The following is a 14777-nucleotide window of genomic DNA, read 5'->3' as shown; positions in this document are numbered from 1 at the left end:
GTGTGCTTGCTACTCGGTGACCTTCTTGCGCAGGGCCACGAAGACAGCGCCGGCGGCGATGGCCGTCACGACGGTGGCGCCGGCAACGGTGCCGAGGTCAATGCCGGTCTGCGGGGAGGTGGAACCCGTGTTGGCCGTCGAGGAGGAAACGACGTCGCCGATCACCACGGAGAAGATGGAGAGGCTGGGGGCCGTGAACGTCAGCGTGCCGTCGGAGGCAACAACGCCCGTGATGTTCTCGCCGGCTTCGCCGTTGCCATGCTCAACGTAGACCGTGAAAGCGTGGTTGGCGTACTGGCTGCCAACGTTAAAGGAGAACGTCACGTTCGTGCCCGTGCCGTCGACCACAAACGACATCAGCGGGGTAACGCCCTCGGGAACCGTCTTGGCCGGCTTGTCAGAGGCGACAGGCGCGCTGACGGTGCCATTCTCGGCCTTGACGGTAACGGTGATGCCGCCAACGTTACCCGTTTCATTATTGCCGCTCGGGCTCGGGGCTGCCCATGCAAGCGTCGGAAGCGCAAGCATGAGAGCTGCAGCACAAGCAATCGCTGCAATCCTCTTCTTCATTAAATCCTTCTTTCCTTGGGTGCTCTTCACGCGAACACAGTTTTACAGCCTTACCCTTCTGAATGATAGCGGCCGTTCGACGCGTTTGTCAATGAGAAATTGATCTTTTGCCTCGTAAACGTAGTAATTCCTCTTTAACGGGGCGTTCTTCGTGTTGTGCAACAAAGAGGCTCGCCAACGGTTGCGGGCAGCTTGCCGGCGTCAATGGCGGGGAAGGGGGGAGAGGCGGCTTGCAGATTCTCCATACGACAACCATATAAGACCGGTTCGTACAACCGTTCTGAAATTGTTGGTTGAGGAAAAGCGGGGGGGGGGCTTGATCGAGAAAAACGACTCCTGGAAAAAGAATCTTCACATTTGGCGTTGCTAAACTGTAAACCTCAACCTATCATTTATAATGACAACCGCCAGTTTTATCAGGGAATACATAATCTTTTGCTATGCATTTGAAGTTGTATTTCCATGGCGGCTGGTAAAAGGCCGGTTTTGGAATGTCTGCGTTCTCGTAGGGACGTGCTTTCCAAAACGACGAAGCGAATCCGCGGAAATCATAAAGGGCTGCGCGAGCGCAAGTTGATCGTGCGCGCCCCTCCGCTTCTTTCGAGTCGTTCCGGTCGTGGCGGTTGAACCGCCGGGCATATCTTACAAGCGAGGGATCGTCGCTGGGTGCGCGTCTCGTTGCGAGTAGGAGGATGAATAACGTTGTCGTTTCGCATCGCCTTTCGGCGCATGGCGAAGCCTTACTTTTGTAGAGGCCCTTCGGCAGGAGGCTGGCTATGTGGTATGTCGTGCAGGTCGTCGGCGGCAGGGAGCGCCGTGTCCTCCATCTGGTGGAGCAGCTCGTCGATGATGACGTGCTGCAGGAGTGCTTCATCCCCCAGTACGAGATCATGAAGAAGATCAAGGGCGAGTGGAAGCGCCGCTCCGAGATCCTGCTTCCCGGATACCTGTTCCTTATTACCGATAAGGTTGACCAGGCCGCGGACGAGCTCCGCAAGGTTCCCGCGTTCACCAAGCTCCTGGGAAACGACAACGCGTTCATTCCCCTTAACGCAGATGAGATAGCCTTCATCGATTCCTTTACGACCAAAGACCACCGCGTGGTGGAAATGTCGGGGGGCGTGATAGAAGGCGACGAGATCAGCATAACGAAAGGCCCGCTGGTCCACCAAACCGCCCTGGTCAAGAAGATCAACCGCCACAAGCGCCTGGCATACGTGGAAACAACGATGTTTGGCCGCAAGCTGAACCTCAAAGTCGGACTAGAGATTGTCAGAAAACACAACAACAAACCAGTTTGAAGATTCTCCCAACCTGTCGGCTGAGGCCTCCCTCCCTTTCGATGGCTTCGATGTCGAGTTGTCCGAGTCGTCGCCGGCAGTGTATTGTCCCTTCCTCTCACTTCTTGATGACGGAACTGCCGCCGTCGCAGTTGGCGAAAACCCCTTTGTCGATCCCGAAGTCGCGCGTGCTGCTTATTCTCGCGAGGAGGGTCGGCTTGCATACCGCTTCCTAAAGAGGGCGTTCGACATCGTCTTCTCGCTGGGTGTGATAGCCGTGCTGCTGGTGCCATCGCTCCTGCTGTGCCTGGCCATCCGCCTGGAGAGTCCTGGCTGCCCCATCTACTCCCAGAAGCGCGTGGGCCGCGTGGGCAAGAGTGGCGAGGTCGAGACCTTCGACATGTTCAAGTTCAGGAGCATGCACGCCGACGCCGACGACCGTCTGGCCGACTTGCAGGACCTCAACGAGGCTGATGGCCCCCTCTTCAAGATCAAGGACGACCCCCGCGTGACGCGCATCGGCCGGTTCATCCGCAAGCACTCCATAGACGAGCTCCCGCAGTTCCTGAACTGCCTGCTCGGGCAGCTCTCCTGCGTCGGCCCGCGCCCGCCTTTGCCCTCCGAGGTCGCCCAGTACGACGAGCGCGCCATGCGCCGCCTCTCCGTCAAGCCCGGCCTCACCGGCTACTGGCAGGTGAGCGGCCGCAGCGACACGACCTTCGACGACATGGTGGAGCTGGACCTCAAGTACATAGAGGAGCAGGGCGTATTGACTGATCTCAAGGTGATCGCCCGCACGGTCGGAATCATGCTCACGGGGGGGGCGCTTACTAGAGGCGCCCCTCCGACCCTGCTGCGGGCGGTGACGCCCCGTGGCTAGGAACGGGAGCCTCTTCTACAGGGCATGCAAAAGGACCTTCGACATAGCGTTCAGCGCGGCTGCGATCGTCCTCCTCGCAGCGCCTATGGCGGTGCTGTGCGCGATGATCTCCGCGGAGTCGCCGGGCGCTCCGCTCTACTCGCAGGAGCGCGTGGGCCAAGGCGGGAGGCTGATCCGCGTGATTAAGGTGCGCACCATGGTCGCCGACGCCGATGACGTGACGAGGCACCTGACGCCCGAGCAGCTGGAGCAGTGGGAGAAGGAGCGCAAGGTGGAGGGCGATCCCCGCGTGACAAGGGTGGGGAGGGTTCTCCGGGGCACCTCGCTTGACGAGGTGCCCCAGTTCCTCAACGTCCTCAAAGGCGACCTGTCGGTGATCGGGCCCAGGCCGATCACGCAAGACGAGCTCGCCTGGTTCGGCGATGACGCGGAGGAGTACCTGAGCGTCCCCATGGGCATCACGGGCCTCTGGCAGGCCACCACGCGAAACGACGCCACCTTCGAGTCGGGTGAGCGCCAGCGCATCGAGCTTGAGTACGTGCGCAACGCCGGCTTCAAGATGGACGCCCGCTGCTTCCTCGGCACGTTCGGGGCTATGTTCGGCAAGAGAAGGAGCGGGCGATGACGGCAGAAAATCGGAGTCGGGGTGGAGTGTTTCCGCCCTACTCTTGTCTGATCAGTGTTTACTACAAAGAAAATGCCGCATTTCTTAAAAACTGTCTCGATTGCATTTTAGCTCAAACGGTCAAACCAGATGAGATTCTCGTCGTCAAGGATGGCCCTTTGACAGAAGAGTTGGATGGTGTTCTAAGTGAATACGACAATGATTATCCCGGTCTTTTTACATTCTTTTGCTATCCCGAGAACAAGGGTCTTTGGCATGCCTTAAGTGTCGGCATTCCTGTATGTCGCAATGAGTTCATCATGCGAATGGACGTTGATGATTGGTCGATTCCTGATCGTGCGGAAAAACAGCTCACCCTGTTTGAATGTCACCCGGAGCTTGGTTGTGTTGGAAGCACGGTGCTGGAATTCGAAGATAACATAGGCAACATCGTTTCACTGGTTGATCTGCCAGAGGCCAATGAAGAAATAGTCCAATTTGGCCAAAAACGTTGCCCCTTCAGGCACCCCTCGCTTATGTATCGAAAAAGCATTTTGAAGAAGGCGGGCGGTTACCAGTGTATGCCATACTTCGAGGACTATGACCTGTATATGCGGCTAAAAAATACAGGATGTGTTTTCCATAATATCCAAGAGCCGCTTGTCTATGTGCGCGTAAGTCGAGATTTCTATGCGCGTAGAGGTGGATTTTCTTACATGCGCGATATGCTTCGCTTCAAGTCGGCTTGCCTCAAACGTAGAGACTACGGCTTGCTCGAGTTCTTGGCATGTACGACCCCTCATATTCTAGTTTGTCTCATGCCAAATATTCTGCGCACTTGGGTCTACAAGAGATTTCTTCGAGCTTCGGCCCCTGCAGATTTACGGGTGGTTGAGTAGCTGTGAATGTGATCAGGAACGTGAAAAGCGGGTTGCGTTTTGCGGTGAATGAGGCAACAAGGGCTCTTATCTGGGATGAGGCGCTGCGCAAGTGTCTTGCAGAATGTTATTATGCGTGGGCGGCACGGCGGGTGAATGCACGGGAAGGATTTGCCGCCCGGACTGCATCCGATCTCCTTGATTGGCGCGCTACAATGGGTTTTCGTTTCGAGTGCTCCCGTGAAGTTTATCGAGCTAATAGCTTCTATGGCATAGGGGAAGCTCTGCGCACGTTCTCTGGAGCGCAGAGTTGCATCAAAGCATGCGTGGAACATGGTGTCCATTTCGGCAGTTACGTAAACGGGCAAGAACTCGAGGGAAGTGGGCTTCCATGTCTCATCACCTTCAGTCCTGCCCGCTTGGAACATATCCGAGCTGTATCTGATGTGCCGGTGGCGATGGTGGGTCCGTATATTGCTTACGCTCCGGATTACCTCGACGAAATTGAAATGGAAAAAGCGCGTGATGAGCTAGGGAAGACACTCCTTGTCTTCCCTAGCCATTCGGTGGATCGAGTGAAGGTCACCTACGAGCTTGCATGTCTCGTTTCAGAAATCGAACGGGTGAAGAGGGAGCAGGAAATTGATAGTGTTCTGATCTGCCTCTACTACCGAGATTTATTGAATGGCGTTGCTGGAGATTACGAGGGCCTTGGCTATCATGTGGTCACTGCGGGCTATCGCGAAGATGCGCTTTTTCTGGCGCGACAGCGAAGCCTCATTTTTCTTGCCGATCTCGCTATGTCCAACAGCGTGGGAACGCAAGTAGGCTACTGCGGTTATCTCGAAAGGCCACATTATATTTTCGATCAAGAGAAGCGTTACGGTTCCGATAGCGCGCTCGATGATTCTGAGTTCAACAATGCCTATGCGAGAAGTCAGGCAGCGGAGAAGGCCGAGGTTGCTGCTGAATTTTCCGTGTTGACTGACTCGCTGACCGGTAAACAGCGCGAGTTGCTGGAGCGTTATTGGGGCTTCTCGAAAGTTAGGTCAAGGGATGAGATGGGCGGTCTCCTCGCTGTCTGCGAGGAGGCGTATCGCGCTAGGTCGAAGGATAGGCAGCGATCTCTTCGAAGCAATCCGCGCCTTGGGCAGTTGCCGTTTGAGGTGTGATATGGGAAATACTATGCGTTTAGGTATGCCGCGTTCGAAGAGCACTAGGAAGAAACGCATTGTCGAGTGGGTCCCGGGCGAGTGGGCTTGGTGCCTAACACTGCTGTTCATGTTTATCCGCTTCTTCACTCAAATATCGACTGTATATCTTTATGTGACTTACACGGCGCTTATGGTCATGCTGGCTCTATTGCACTTAAATGGATCTGAAGAGACTTCTCGTGTGGGCAATGTGAAGCTTAACGGCGCTGTTCTCGGACTCTGCTTTTCCATTTTGGTCATACTTGCATTTAGCCCGTATTCTAAGGAACAGCTCGTTAAGTTCTGTTTGCTGCTTATGGACGTATATATCCTTGTTGCAGTTCTGAAGGTTAATGAAATGGAGTCTGCCACCAAGGTGTTCTATTGGGCAAGCATGGTGGTGGTCGCGGGTACTTTTGTGATGTATCTTGTGTCGCCTGCTTTCTTTTCGAGCATCGAAGGTGCGTTTCAGGGGCTGTTTTACTCTCCTGTCTTTTTTGGCGTACCGGACAATAACGACACCGCAGTTGCTATGTTCCTTCTGGTTTGCTTAGCTTACAAGAAGGGTTGGAAAACAGGGCTAATTCTTGGCAGCATCTACCCATTCCTGTATTTTGGTAGGCAGTACATTCTAATGTGCTTGATTGTTGTTGCCCTTTCGCTACTAGCGATGTTAAAACTCCGTAAAGCGTCATGGCTTCGCGACCAAAAGATCGACGAAAAACTGACCGCAAAGTTCTTCTATTGTGTGTTCGCTGTTTCCACGATTGTCATCATTGGGTTTAGCTATTTCTGGGTTAATGTGATCGTGGAGGACGGTACGTCGTCGTACAAAGAGTCTTTAAACGACTCATCTAACGCAATCCGCATGAATTCAAACGTATATTGTTTTGAATTGATGACAAGAACCCCTGATTTTTTGTTTTACGGGTACGATAGTGATGTATTTGACGAGCTTGGTATTTCGTCAACAGATTATTCAAGTACCGCAAACTACCTTATAAGCGGACGATATCGACTGGTTCAACCGCACGAAGAGGTTTTAAACCTTGTGCTGAAAGAAGGGTTGCTCTTCGCAATTTTTTACTACTTCATTGTCGCCCATCTTCTCAGCAAGATTAAATGGGGAGAAAAAGGTAAGGCGATCCTTGTCGCCTTCTTTATCGGGAGCCTTTTCCTTTCTGGTTTCTTCAGAGATTTTCGACTCCTTGCGTTTGTGATGATCGGGCTTAGCAGTGAAATTCCCTTACGCTCCTTTGCGATTGGAATCACGAGAAACCGCAAAAGGACGGCCACTTCGGGGCAGGTGGCTCGATGAGCTTGCTTCAGAAGATGAATAATAGTCTTTCCGGGCGAGCATTCATTTACACAGTTGGAAACTTTGTGTTAGGCGCTTCCAATTTTCTTGCCTCCGCAATATTTGTACGGATGATGAGCACTTCCGACTATGGTCTCGCAAGTGTATATATCACCTGGGTGGCGCTCGTCTCGCAAATAATTGGCCTTCGGATAGAAGGAACGATTCAAAATGCGAAGCTGACGTACGGAAAAGAGAGTTTAAAGGCCTACTGCTCGTCGATCCTGTTCCTTGACCTGGTTGTCTTTTTGGTGGTTCTTGTTCTGTCGATAATATTCATCGAGCCAGTAGCGTTTTTACTGAACCTTGATCAGGGTGTTTGGTTGCTCGCTGTAATCACTGCGTTTTTTTTAACATGTTCGAATCTTCGTAAATGCTATTGCTCGGCGATTAAGAATGCTCCTGGCGATCTGCTCATATCTTGTATCCTGGCTTTCGCGCAGATCGGTTTGTCTGTTTTGCTCATTTTGTTTTCTGTATGTGACAATTCTTACTTTGATCGTGTTTGGGGCTATTCTGTTCCAACCGTTGCCGTTGGTGTGGGTGTGTGCGTGTTCTTTTTCTTCAAAGGAAAGAGGTTCGTTGCACCCAAGCAATGGAAATTCTGCCTCAGCTTTTCCATTCCGATGATCTTCAACGGCATAGCCTATCTTGTGATCAATCAGAGTGACCGTCTTATGCTCAATTCGATGGTTGGTTCGGATGCGGCGGGAATATATTCATTTGTATACAATATTGCCTTGCCTATCAGCGTGATTACCCAATCTCTTGGGGCAGCTTGGCAGCCTGAATACTATGAGCTGAAGGCGCAAGGCGATGAGGACGCACTGAAAACTCATGAGCGTAGGTATACGTTGAATGTGCTGATAATCACTGTGATATTGATGTGCGTATCGCCGGAAATTCTGAAGTTGCTCGGAACGCAGGATTATTACTCGGGTCTTGTTATCTTGCCGGTGGTTATAGCTGGCTATTTCTTCCAGTTTTTGTATACATGGCCGCTGAACTGCGAGCTTTACCATCGCAATACTGTCGGCATAGCTCTTGCGACACTTGTTGCGGCGGCTTTCAACATTGCGCTTAACATCTTTTTGATACCAATTTGGGGGATGGTTGGCTCGGCTGTCGCGACCTGCGCGGCCTTCGTTCTGCTCTTTGTCATGCATCATATATCCGCGCGGATTATGGTAGACGAATACACTATGACGCTTAAATGGTTTGCTCCCTATGTGATAGCTTGCGTGTGTGCAACCGCTGCACTCACCTTTCTTGTCGATGTACTCGCAGCGCGCTGGGCTTTGAGCTTAGTCCTATGCGTCCTGCTTGTTGTGAGGTTCAAGAAGAATCGATCGATTATTTGATGACGATAAGGGGTGATTCTCTTGTTTTTCATTGATTATAGAAGGCGGTTCGACGGCGAAGTTTTACTTGAATCCGATGTTGTTGAGCGTTCTGTTCCGTCGAGTTTGAAGAGATCTTCCAATGGGAAGTCATTCTTCGTTGGCGAGTTGTTTGAGTGCAGCGAATCTGACTTTTTTAGTAGCCAATGGGAGGAGGAGCCAGATCGGCTGAACGAAGGCTGCTCGGCGCTCTATGCGGTCACTTATGATGAAAAGAGCTGCGTGTTCGCTGCCGACATCAGCGGCAGGGAGCTTCTGTTTTACTACCATACTAATGATCGTCTTGTTCTTTCTGATTCGCTATGGGGTGTGTTGAAGCGAATACAGCCCGGTTTTGAGGGTGTTGACAAGGACTCTCTGGCTGAATCGATTGTCATGGGTGGGGGATTTCCTTGCGATCATTCAACTCCTGTCAAGAACCTCAAGTGGCTCGGGGCGAACTGCATCGGGAGATTCGATGCGCGCTCATGGGCTCTCGACGTGCATTCCTATGGTGATATCCGGAGAAGCGGCGATATTGTGGACGTGGATGAGGCGGTTGAACAGTTCGATGCAGCCATGAGACATATGGCTTGTTGCTTAGGTGAGAGGCATCCTGATGCTGTTTTTGGGTTGGGGCTTTCCGGCGGACTTGATTCAAGAACTGCTCTTCATTATTTGTCGGATGCTGGGCTCGAGCTGGAATGCTTCAACGTTGGTAAGGCGAGGCCCCACGGAGTTCTGCTTGCATCGAGTTTGAAAAGGGCACATGAGCTCGCAAATACTTCAAGAACCAACTATTGCAACGTTGAGTGGCAACCCCACTCTATTCGTTCGAAGATGGATTTAATGCTCGAAAACCAACCTCTTGGCACTGGGGGACATTACACGAACGCTTATAAATACGAAAGCGAAGGGCGCCCGAGATTCGACGTGCTTGTCGGAGGGGGGCAGGCTATAGGGCCTATGCTCGTGGGAGTTTCAGCGTTTAACCATTCGGACAAGATGAGCGTCGATGACTTGTGCGCATATCTTCTTCATTTGGCCATTGGCGAGGTAAGGGCCTATGCCTATACGGAAAATTCCTTTCGAAAGCAGATGCGTCAGTTGGGCGCGAGTGGGGTTGATATCGAGGGCGGCAAGAACCGCGAGCAGTGGGATGCCATCGTTGGAAAGGGGGCTTATGGGAGGACAGCGCGAAAGGTACGCTCATTCGTAGAAGATTGCGCTTTGCGAGGTTATAGGCCGGCCGATATCACGCTGGATTATAGGACGCGAGCGCTTGGCCCAACGGGTCGCAACGGAGCTTATGAGAGCGGACTCGGTACTGAAAAGAGTTACACAATATATACGCCTTTTCTGATTCGCGATGCTTTGAGGTGGGATGCTCCGCTCGTTGAAGAGAGGCGCGTTCTCAAGGAGCTTATTGCCGCGAAAATGCCGGAATACACAGAAATCGGCGAGGAAACGTTTGGGTCTACCAAGATGAATCAATCGAATCTGTCCCTGTTCGCACAGAAAGTTGCCTTCGCGATGCGCGGCAGCGGCATTATGACAGACGACTGGTACTCTAGGCACCCCGCCATACGCAAAGCGTTCCTTGAAGATATGACGAGTCCTTGCAAGTGGTTCTATGAGCTGTTTCCTAGCGCAAGGGATTACGAAGGTATATGGAATATGAGCCCTTCGCGCATGAATTCTCTTTGGGAGGCTAAACGCGTCGTCGACTGTATGGAAAGCAAGCGATATCTCGAATTCAAGTAGATGGGACACGGTTCTGAAATGTCGACAATGAGCATCCTTGCTGTCATTCCTGCACGTGCGGGATCGAAGGGCATTCCCAATAAGAACATACGCTTGGTGGGAGGGCGCCCGCTTGTGTACTATGCTATTAGAAATGCACTTGATTCCGAGTTCGTTACCAATGTGGTTGTGACGACGGACTCCCCTGAAGTGCGCATCATTGCTCAGCAGATGGGTGCACGGGTGCATTGGAGGGAGGCTGCACTGTGCACCGACGACGTGGCGCTCGATGCGGTGGTGGCAGATGCGGCATTCGAGGGCGCATGGGACTGGGTGGTCACCATGCAGCCAACATCACCGACGCTTACGACTGCGACGCTGGACTCTGCTATTCGGCGTGCGATTGACGGAGACTTCGATACTCTCATTTCTGTTGTGAACGATCCGCGCCTTTCGTGGGGAGAGAATGCTGAAGGGGGCATAAGCCCGAACTATGCCGAGCGGCTGAATCGCCAGTGGCTACCTGCTGACTATGCGGAAACCGGGGCATTTGTGATCTCGCGTGCCTCTGTTGTGACGCCGCAGACGCGTATTGGCGAAAAGGTAGGTGTGTTCGAGGTGCCGTCTGGTGAGGGGATAGATGTGGACACGTTCGACGACCTGCGATGCGCGACTGCGCACTTGAGGCGTGAAAGCGTTGCCATCTATGTGAACGGCAATAACATGCGTGGCATCGGGCATATCTATCGTGCTCTTGAGATGGCAGATGAGTTCTATTCAAAGCCCGATATCTATTACGATGTGAACCAGACCGATCCGATTGTGTTTGGTCGTACCGCCCACGAGCTCATCGGTGTGGACGGTATCGCTGATCTGTTCGAACGCTGCCGCAACAAGGACTACACTCTTTTCGTAAACGATATACTTTCCACTTCCATTGACTATATGATCGGATTGCGCTCCGTAGTTCCCGAGGCGAAGATTGTAAATTTTGAGGATGATGGAGAAGGGGCTCTTAAGGCCGACCTTGTATTCAACGCTCTCTATCATGATGATGAATTACCTCATGTTAAAGCGGGTGAGAGGTATTACATCTCGTCGAAAACCTTTCTATTCTACCATCCTATCGAGATCAAGCAGAGGGTAGAGCGTGTGTTTGTGTCATTTGGGGGTGCCGACCCGCAGAACTATTCAGACAGGCTGCTCGCCATTGTCGCAGGGGACGACAAGTACGAGGATGTGGATTTCACCGTAGTGCTTGGACGCGCGAAGCACAATGTCGATGGGTTGTTGGAATATAACTCGCTGCCGAACATTGAGGTCCTCTACGACATGGCCAACATGCCAGAGCTCATGAGCGCGTGCGATGTGGCTGTTACCTCTCGTGGTCGAACCGGCTATGAACTTGCGCTCATGGGAATCCCGTCCATTGCGATGGCTCAGAACAAACGAGAGGAGAAGCATGGCTTTGTTTGCAACGAGAACGGTTTTACCTATCTGGGTTTAAATCCTCCCGATGAAATTCTGAAATCGAATCTTGATATGTACTTAACGTTATCGCGCGAAGCGCGCCAGCGTTTCCAGGACATGCTGCTTTCCCACGATCTGCGTAATGGCCGCAGGCGCGTCATGGGCCTTATAAATAGTCTTTAAAACCGCATCCAAATGACGGAAGGAGCGAAATGAGAGCCACAACCCCGTATCTGATCGCCGAGATGGGTGTCAATTTCTATGACACTGCGAAGGTTGAGGGGATATCTCCCGTAGATGCTGCCAAGCGCTACATCGACGGAGCGGCGGAGGCGGGTTGCGACTGCGCAAAGTTTCAGTCCTACAAGGCGGAAACCATCGTATCGAAGGACTCGCCGGCTTATTGGGACATCACCAAAGAGCCTACTAAGACCCAGTACGAGTTATTTCAGAAGTATGATTCGTTCAACGAAGCCGAGTTTGCAGAACTTTGCGAATATGCACACTTCAAAGGGATGGACTTTACCGCTACGCCGTTCGACTATGCCAGTGCTGACTATCTAGAACGTTATGTCGACTTCTATAAAATATCGTCGTCGGATGCGTCGAACCTTCCCTTTCTCGAGCATGTTGGTTCAAAAGGAAAGCCCGTGGTGCTAAGCGTGGGGGCGAGCTGGTTGTCGGAAGTGGACGAGGCTGTGCGGACTTTGGAGCGTTCGGGTTGCACAGACATTACGATCTTGCATTGTGTGCTGAGTTATCCTACGGACCCAGCTAATGCGAACTTACGTGTAATCGAAACACTTGCCCAAGACTTTCCGAGGCATAAGGTGGGGTATTCGGACCACGTGGCACCCGACTCCGCCATGCAGGTGCTTTCTGCGGCATATCTATTGGGAGCGCAAGTGATCGAGAAGCACTTCACGTTGGATAAAGGTCTTTCTGGCAACGACCACTATCATTCGGGTGATATCGCCGATTTTAAGCATGCGGTTGAAAACTTCCGACTTATCGATAGTGTGCTGGGGAGCGCAGACAAGGTAGTGTTGCCCTGCGAGGAGGAGTCCCGTCGTGAGGCTAGGCGCTCGCTGGTGCTGACACGCGATATGTATACAGGCGAGGTTATAGGTGTGGACGACCTGATGCCCAAACGCCCGGGTACAGGTATTGCGCCCGCCTTTGTTGACGTGATAATTGGGCGGACGGTGAAGATGGATCTTGCAGAGGACACTGTTCTTACATGGAATATGGTGTAGGTTGATTCGACTTGAATGAGATGGTATTGATTCTATGTTGAGTGAGGGGCTGTGCTGCGGAGGGATTTTGCCACTAGCTTCGTTCAGTTGCCCTTACTCGGGTTTTCGGCAGTATGTTACTGGGACGGATCGGGTACGTCCGCATGTTATGTCTGTAATGGCAGAGGGAAGTTGCAAGGTGTTTGGCCGTATCAATCCATGAGAGCGGTGGCGAACAGCCCGATCTCGTTGTCGTGGTGCTTGGCGTAGTCGGGGTTCCGCTCCACGGGGAAACGGTAGCTGTTGTCTCCGAATCCTATCTGTTTGAGCGCCTTTTTAAAGTTTGCACAGTGCTCTGAATCTTCTCGATGTTTCGACTTCTGCTTGGAAAGGAAGTCGTTTCCAAGCTGCTCGATGGTGCTTGCATGTGCCTCTTTGGACTTGACGCGGTATTGCCGATTTGAGTTGGTGAATTAGCTGCTCGGTTTTCTCCGTCGCTCCGTACAGCACGCCAAAGGTGTCGAACGCGCCAAGGCCCTTTTCGCTCGATACTGCCTTCAGTGATGAGTGGGTGTCGTGCACATACGAGAACCCTCTGAGCGGCTTATCAGCTAGGAGGTCGGCGAGCGGTTGCTACCCCCCCCCATGTCATTATGTCAGCGAAAAAGTGATAATTTCATTGCGGGGTGGTTTTCTCGATGTTTGGCTGGCTGCTCGATGGTTGGATTGTTGGGCTCGGCTGAAACCTACCTCTCCCCAAAGAACTCCGAGTCGAAAAACTCCGCCAGCGACACGCCGAGGCCTTTGGCTATCTTCTCCAGGTTGACCGCTGCCACGTTGCGCTTGCCGGTCTCCACCTCGCCGAAGTAGGAGCGCGACATGCCTATGAGGTTGGCGAACTCCTCCTGGCTCACCCCGCGCTCGGCGCGCAGCTCCTTGATGCGCAGGCCTATCTTGCTCCGGATGTCGTAGTCGCTCATGCCGCCCCTTTCGCCTTTTCCTCCCATGATTCCCTAAGGCCCGCTATAAGTTGACTCGCTATGGGCGGCATTCTGCGGGGTCGGGCGAATCGGGAGAACGTGCGGGAGGGGAGCGCCCCTAGCGGCTCGGAGGCGCGCCCTTGGCGCGCTCTTCCCCAACCCAAGCCTGCGCAACCTCCACGAACGCCCTCGCTGCGGCGCTGGCCTCTTCGCCTGGGCGCAGGCAGAGGGCTATCTCGCGGTCGACGGGAACCTCGGGCGGCAGGGCGGCCAGGGGGAAGGGGGCGTTCTCGAGGATGAGTGAGGACAGGACGCTGAAGCCCAGGCCGGCACTTGCCAGCGACATGGCGGCATAGTCGCTCACGATGGAGAACCTTACGCGCGGTTCCACGCCGTTTGCGCGGAACACCCCGTCCATCTCCGACGAAGCTCCGCTCTCCAGCCTGATATAGGGCTCGCTGGACAGGGCCGAGGTGGGGAAGAAGGGTGCTTTCGCCAGCGGGTGGTCGGGCGCAACGGCTACGAGCAGCGGGTCGCGAGCGAGAGGCACGGTGCGCAGGTTCAGCCTGACGGGCAGCACGGCGAAGCCAACGTCGTAGTCGCCCCTCCATACAGCCTCCTCGAGTTCGGCCTGATCGTCGATGCAGGCCAGGTCGAGCTCGACGGAGGGGTGCAGGAGCCCGAACTTCTTGGCAATGCCGGGGAGCCATTGGATGGCCGTGCTGGTGAACGTGACCACGCGCACGTTGCCGCCCTCGAGATGGTGCAGGTCGGCCGCGCGGGCATGCAGCCGGCGCTCGGCATTGCAGACGTCCTGGACGAGCGGTGCCAGGTCCGCCCCCTCGGCAGTGGGCCGTGCGCCCCCGTAGTCGCGCACGAGCAAGGTGGTGTCCAGCTCCTTCTCCAGCGAGTTCACCAGGTAGCTCATGCCGGCCTGCGTATAGCCCAGCTCTCGCGCGGCCTCCTTGAAGCTGCCGGTCTCCAAAACTTTCAGGAACGCCTCGTATTTCTGGTTGGCCATGGTTTTCGATCCCCTTCGTAAAGCTGTGATCGGTAGTAACAAGAAATACTTTCAATTGTATAAAGAAAGTCTCGTTTTACTTTCAATTGGACTAAGCATACCATAGGTGCAATCCGGAACAGAGACCGAGGGCCCTGCCAGGCGACAGGGCGTTGCTCTGCGCTGTCCAACGACAGGGCGGAAACAA

At 53.5% G+C, this 14777-nt stretch carries 13 protein-coding genes; 10 read left to right on the top strand and 3 right to left on the bottom strand.

The window, feature by feature from the left end; translation table 11 throughout:
- Window positions 1–9 precede the first annotated feature (9 nt).
- Window positions 10–570, bottom strand: coding sequence for a hypothetical protein (locus tag K9U15_RS07010; RefSeq protein ID WP_123673904.1), 561 nt, complete (start codon window positions 568–570; stop codon window positions 10–12).
- Window positions 571–1346: 776 nt separating this feature from the next.
- Between K9U15_RS07010 and loaP the strand changes: the two genes are divergently transcribed.
- From loaP to K9U15_RS06960, 10 genes are all read left to right on the top strand, one after another.
- Entirely contained in the window at window positions 1347–1871 is a 525-nt protein-coding gene (gene loaP / locus K9U15_RS07005) for an antiterminator LoaP (protein ID WP_123673906.1), read from the top strand.
- Between the two features lie 79 nt (window positions 1872–1950).
- A complete protein-coding gene (locus K9U15_RS07000) occupies window positions 1951–2730 on the top strand; it encodes a sugar transferase (RefSeq protein ID WP_301155830.1) in 780 nt (259 codons plus the stop codon).
- Window positions 2723–3355, top strand: coding sequence for a sugar transferase (locus tag K9U15_RS06995; protein WP_123673908.1), 633 nt, complete (start codon window positions 2723–2725; stop codon window positions 3353–3355). The genes K9U15_RS07000 and K9U15_RS06995 overlap by 8 nt, the downstream gene beginning before the upstream one ends.
- The gene (locus K9U15_RS06990) at window positions 3352–4233 is read left to right on the top strand and encodes a glycosyltransferase (protein ID WP_096227877.1); all 882 of its coding nucleotides are present in this window, start codon (window positions 3352–3354) and stop codon (window positions 4231–4233) included. The genes K9U15_RS06995 and K9U15_RS06990 overlap by 4 nt, the downstream gene beginning before the upstream one ends.
- Before the next feature lie 8 nt (window positions 4234–4241).
- The gene (locus K9U15_RS06985) at window positions 4242–5384 is read left to right on the top strand and encodes a hypothetical protein (RefSeq protein ID WP_123649840.1); all 1143 of its coding nucleotides are present in this window, start codon (window positions 4242–4244) and stop codon (window positions 5382–5384) included.
- Window position 5385: 1 nt separating this feature from the next.
- Window positions 5386–6723 (top strand): hypothetical protein, encoded by a 1338-nt coding sequence (locus K9U15_RS06980; protein ID WP_123649841.1) that lies wholly within the window; start codon window positions 5386–5388, stop codon window positions 6721–6723.
- On the top strand, window positions 6720–8123 hold the full coding sequence (locus K9U15_RS06975) for a lipopolysaccharide biosynthesis protein (RefSeq protein WP_096227880.1): 1404 nt from the start codon (window positions 6720–6722) through the stop codon (window positions 8121–8123). Before K9U15_RS06980 ends, K9U15_RS06975 begins: the two co-directional genes overlap by 4 nt.
- Before the next feature lie 21 nt (window positions 8124–8144).
- Window positions 8145–9905, top strand: a complete 1761-nt coding sequence (locus K9U15_RS06970; RefSeq protein ID WP_123649842.1) for a hypothetical protein — start codon at window positions 8145–8147, stop codon at window positions 9903–9905.
- Window positions 9906–11537, top strand: a complete 1632-nt coding sequence (locus K9U15_RS06965) for a cytidyltransferase (RefSeq protein WP_367316877.1) — start codon at window positions 9906–9908, stop codon at window positions 11535–11537.
- 29 nt (window positions 11538–11566) lie between these two features.
- Window positions 11567–12610 (top strand): N-acetylneuraminate synthase family protein, encoded by a 1044-nt coding sequence (locus K9U15_RS06960; protein ID WP_096227882.1) that lies wholly within the window; start codon window positions 11567–11569, stop codon window positions 12608–12610.
- A 725-nt stretch (window positions 12611–13335) separates the two neighbouring features.
- Here K9U15_RS06960 and K9U15_RS06955 read toward each other — a convergent pair.
- Both K9U15_RS06955 and K9U15_RS06950 read right to left on the bottom strand, forming a co-directional pair.
- Window positions 13336–13569, bottom strand: coding sequence for a helix-turn-helix domain-containing protein (locus K9U15_RS06955; protein WP_096227883.1), 234 nt, complete (start codon window positions 13567–13569; stop codon window positions 13336–13338).
- A 118-nt stretch (window positions 13570–13687) separates the two neighbouring features.
- On the bottom strand, window positions 13688–14590 hold the full coding sequence (locus tag K9U15_RS06950) for a LysR family transcriptional regulator (RefSeq protein WP_096227884.1): 903 nt from the start codon (window positions 14588–14590) through the stop codon (window positions 13688–13690).
- Window positions 14591–14777: the final 187 nt, after the last annotated feature.

Source organism: Gordonibacter sp. RACS_AR68, assembly GCF_030418485.1.
Classification (GTDB): domain Bacteria; phylum Actinomycetota; class Coriobacteriia; order Coriobacteriales; family Eggerthellaceae; genus Gordonibacter; species Gordonibacter urolithinfaciens.
This window is presented reverse-complemented; position numbering and strand designations above follow the sequence as displayed.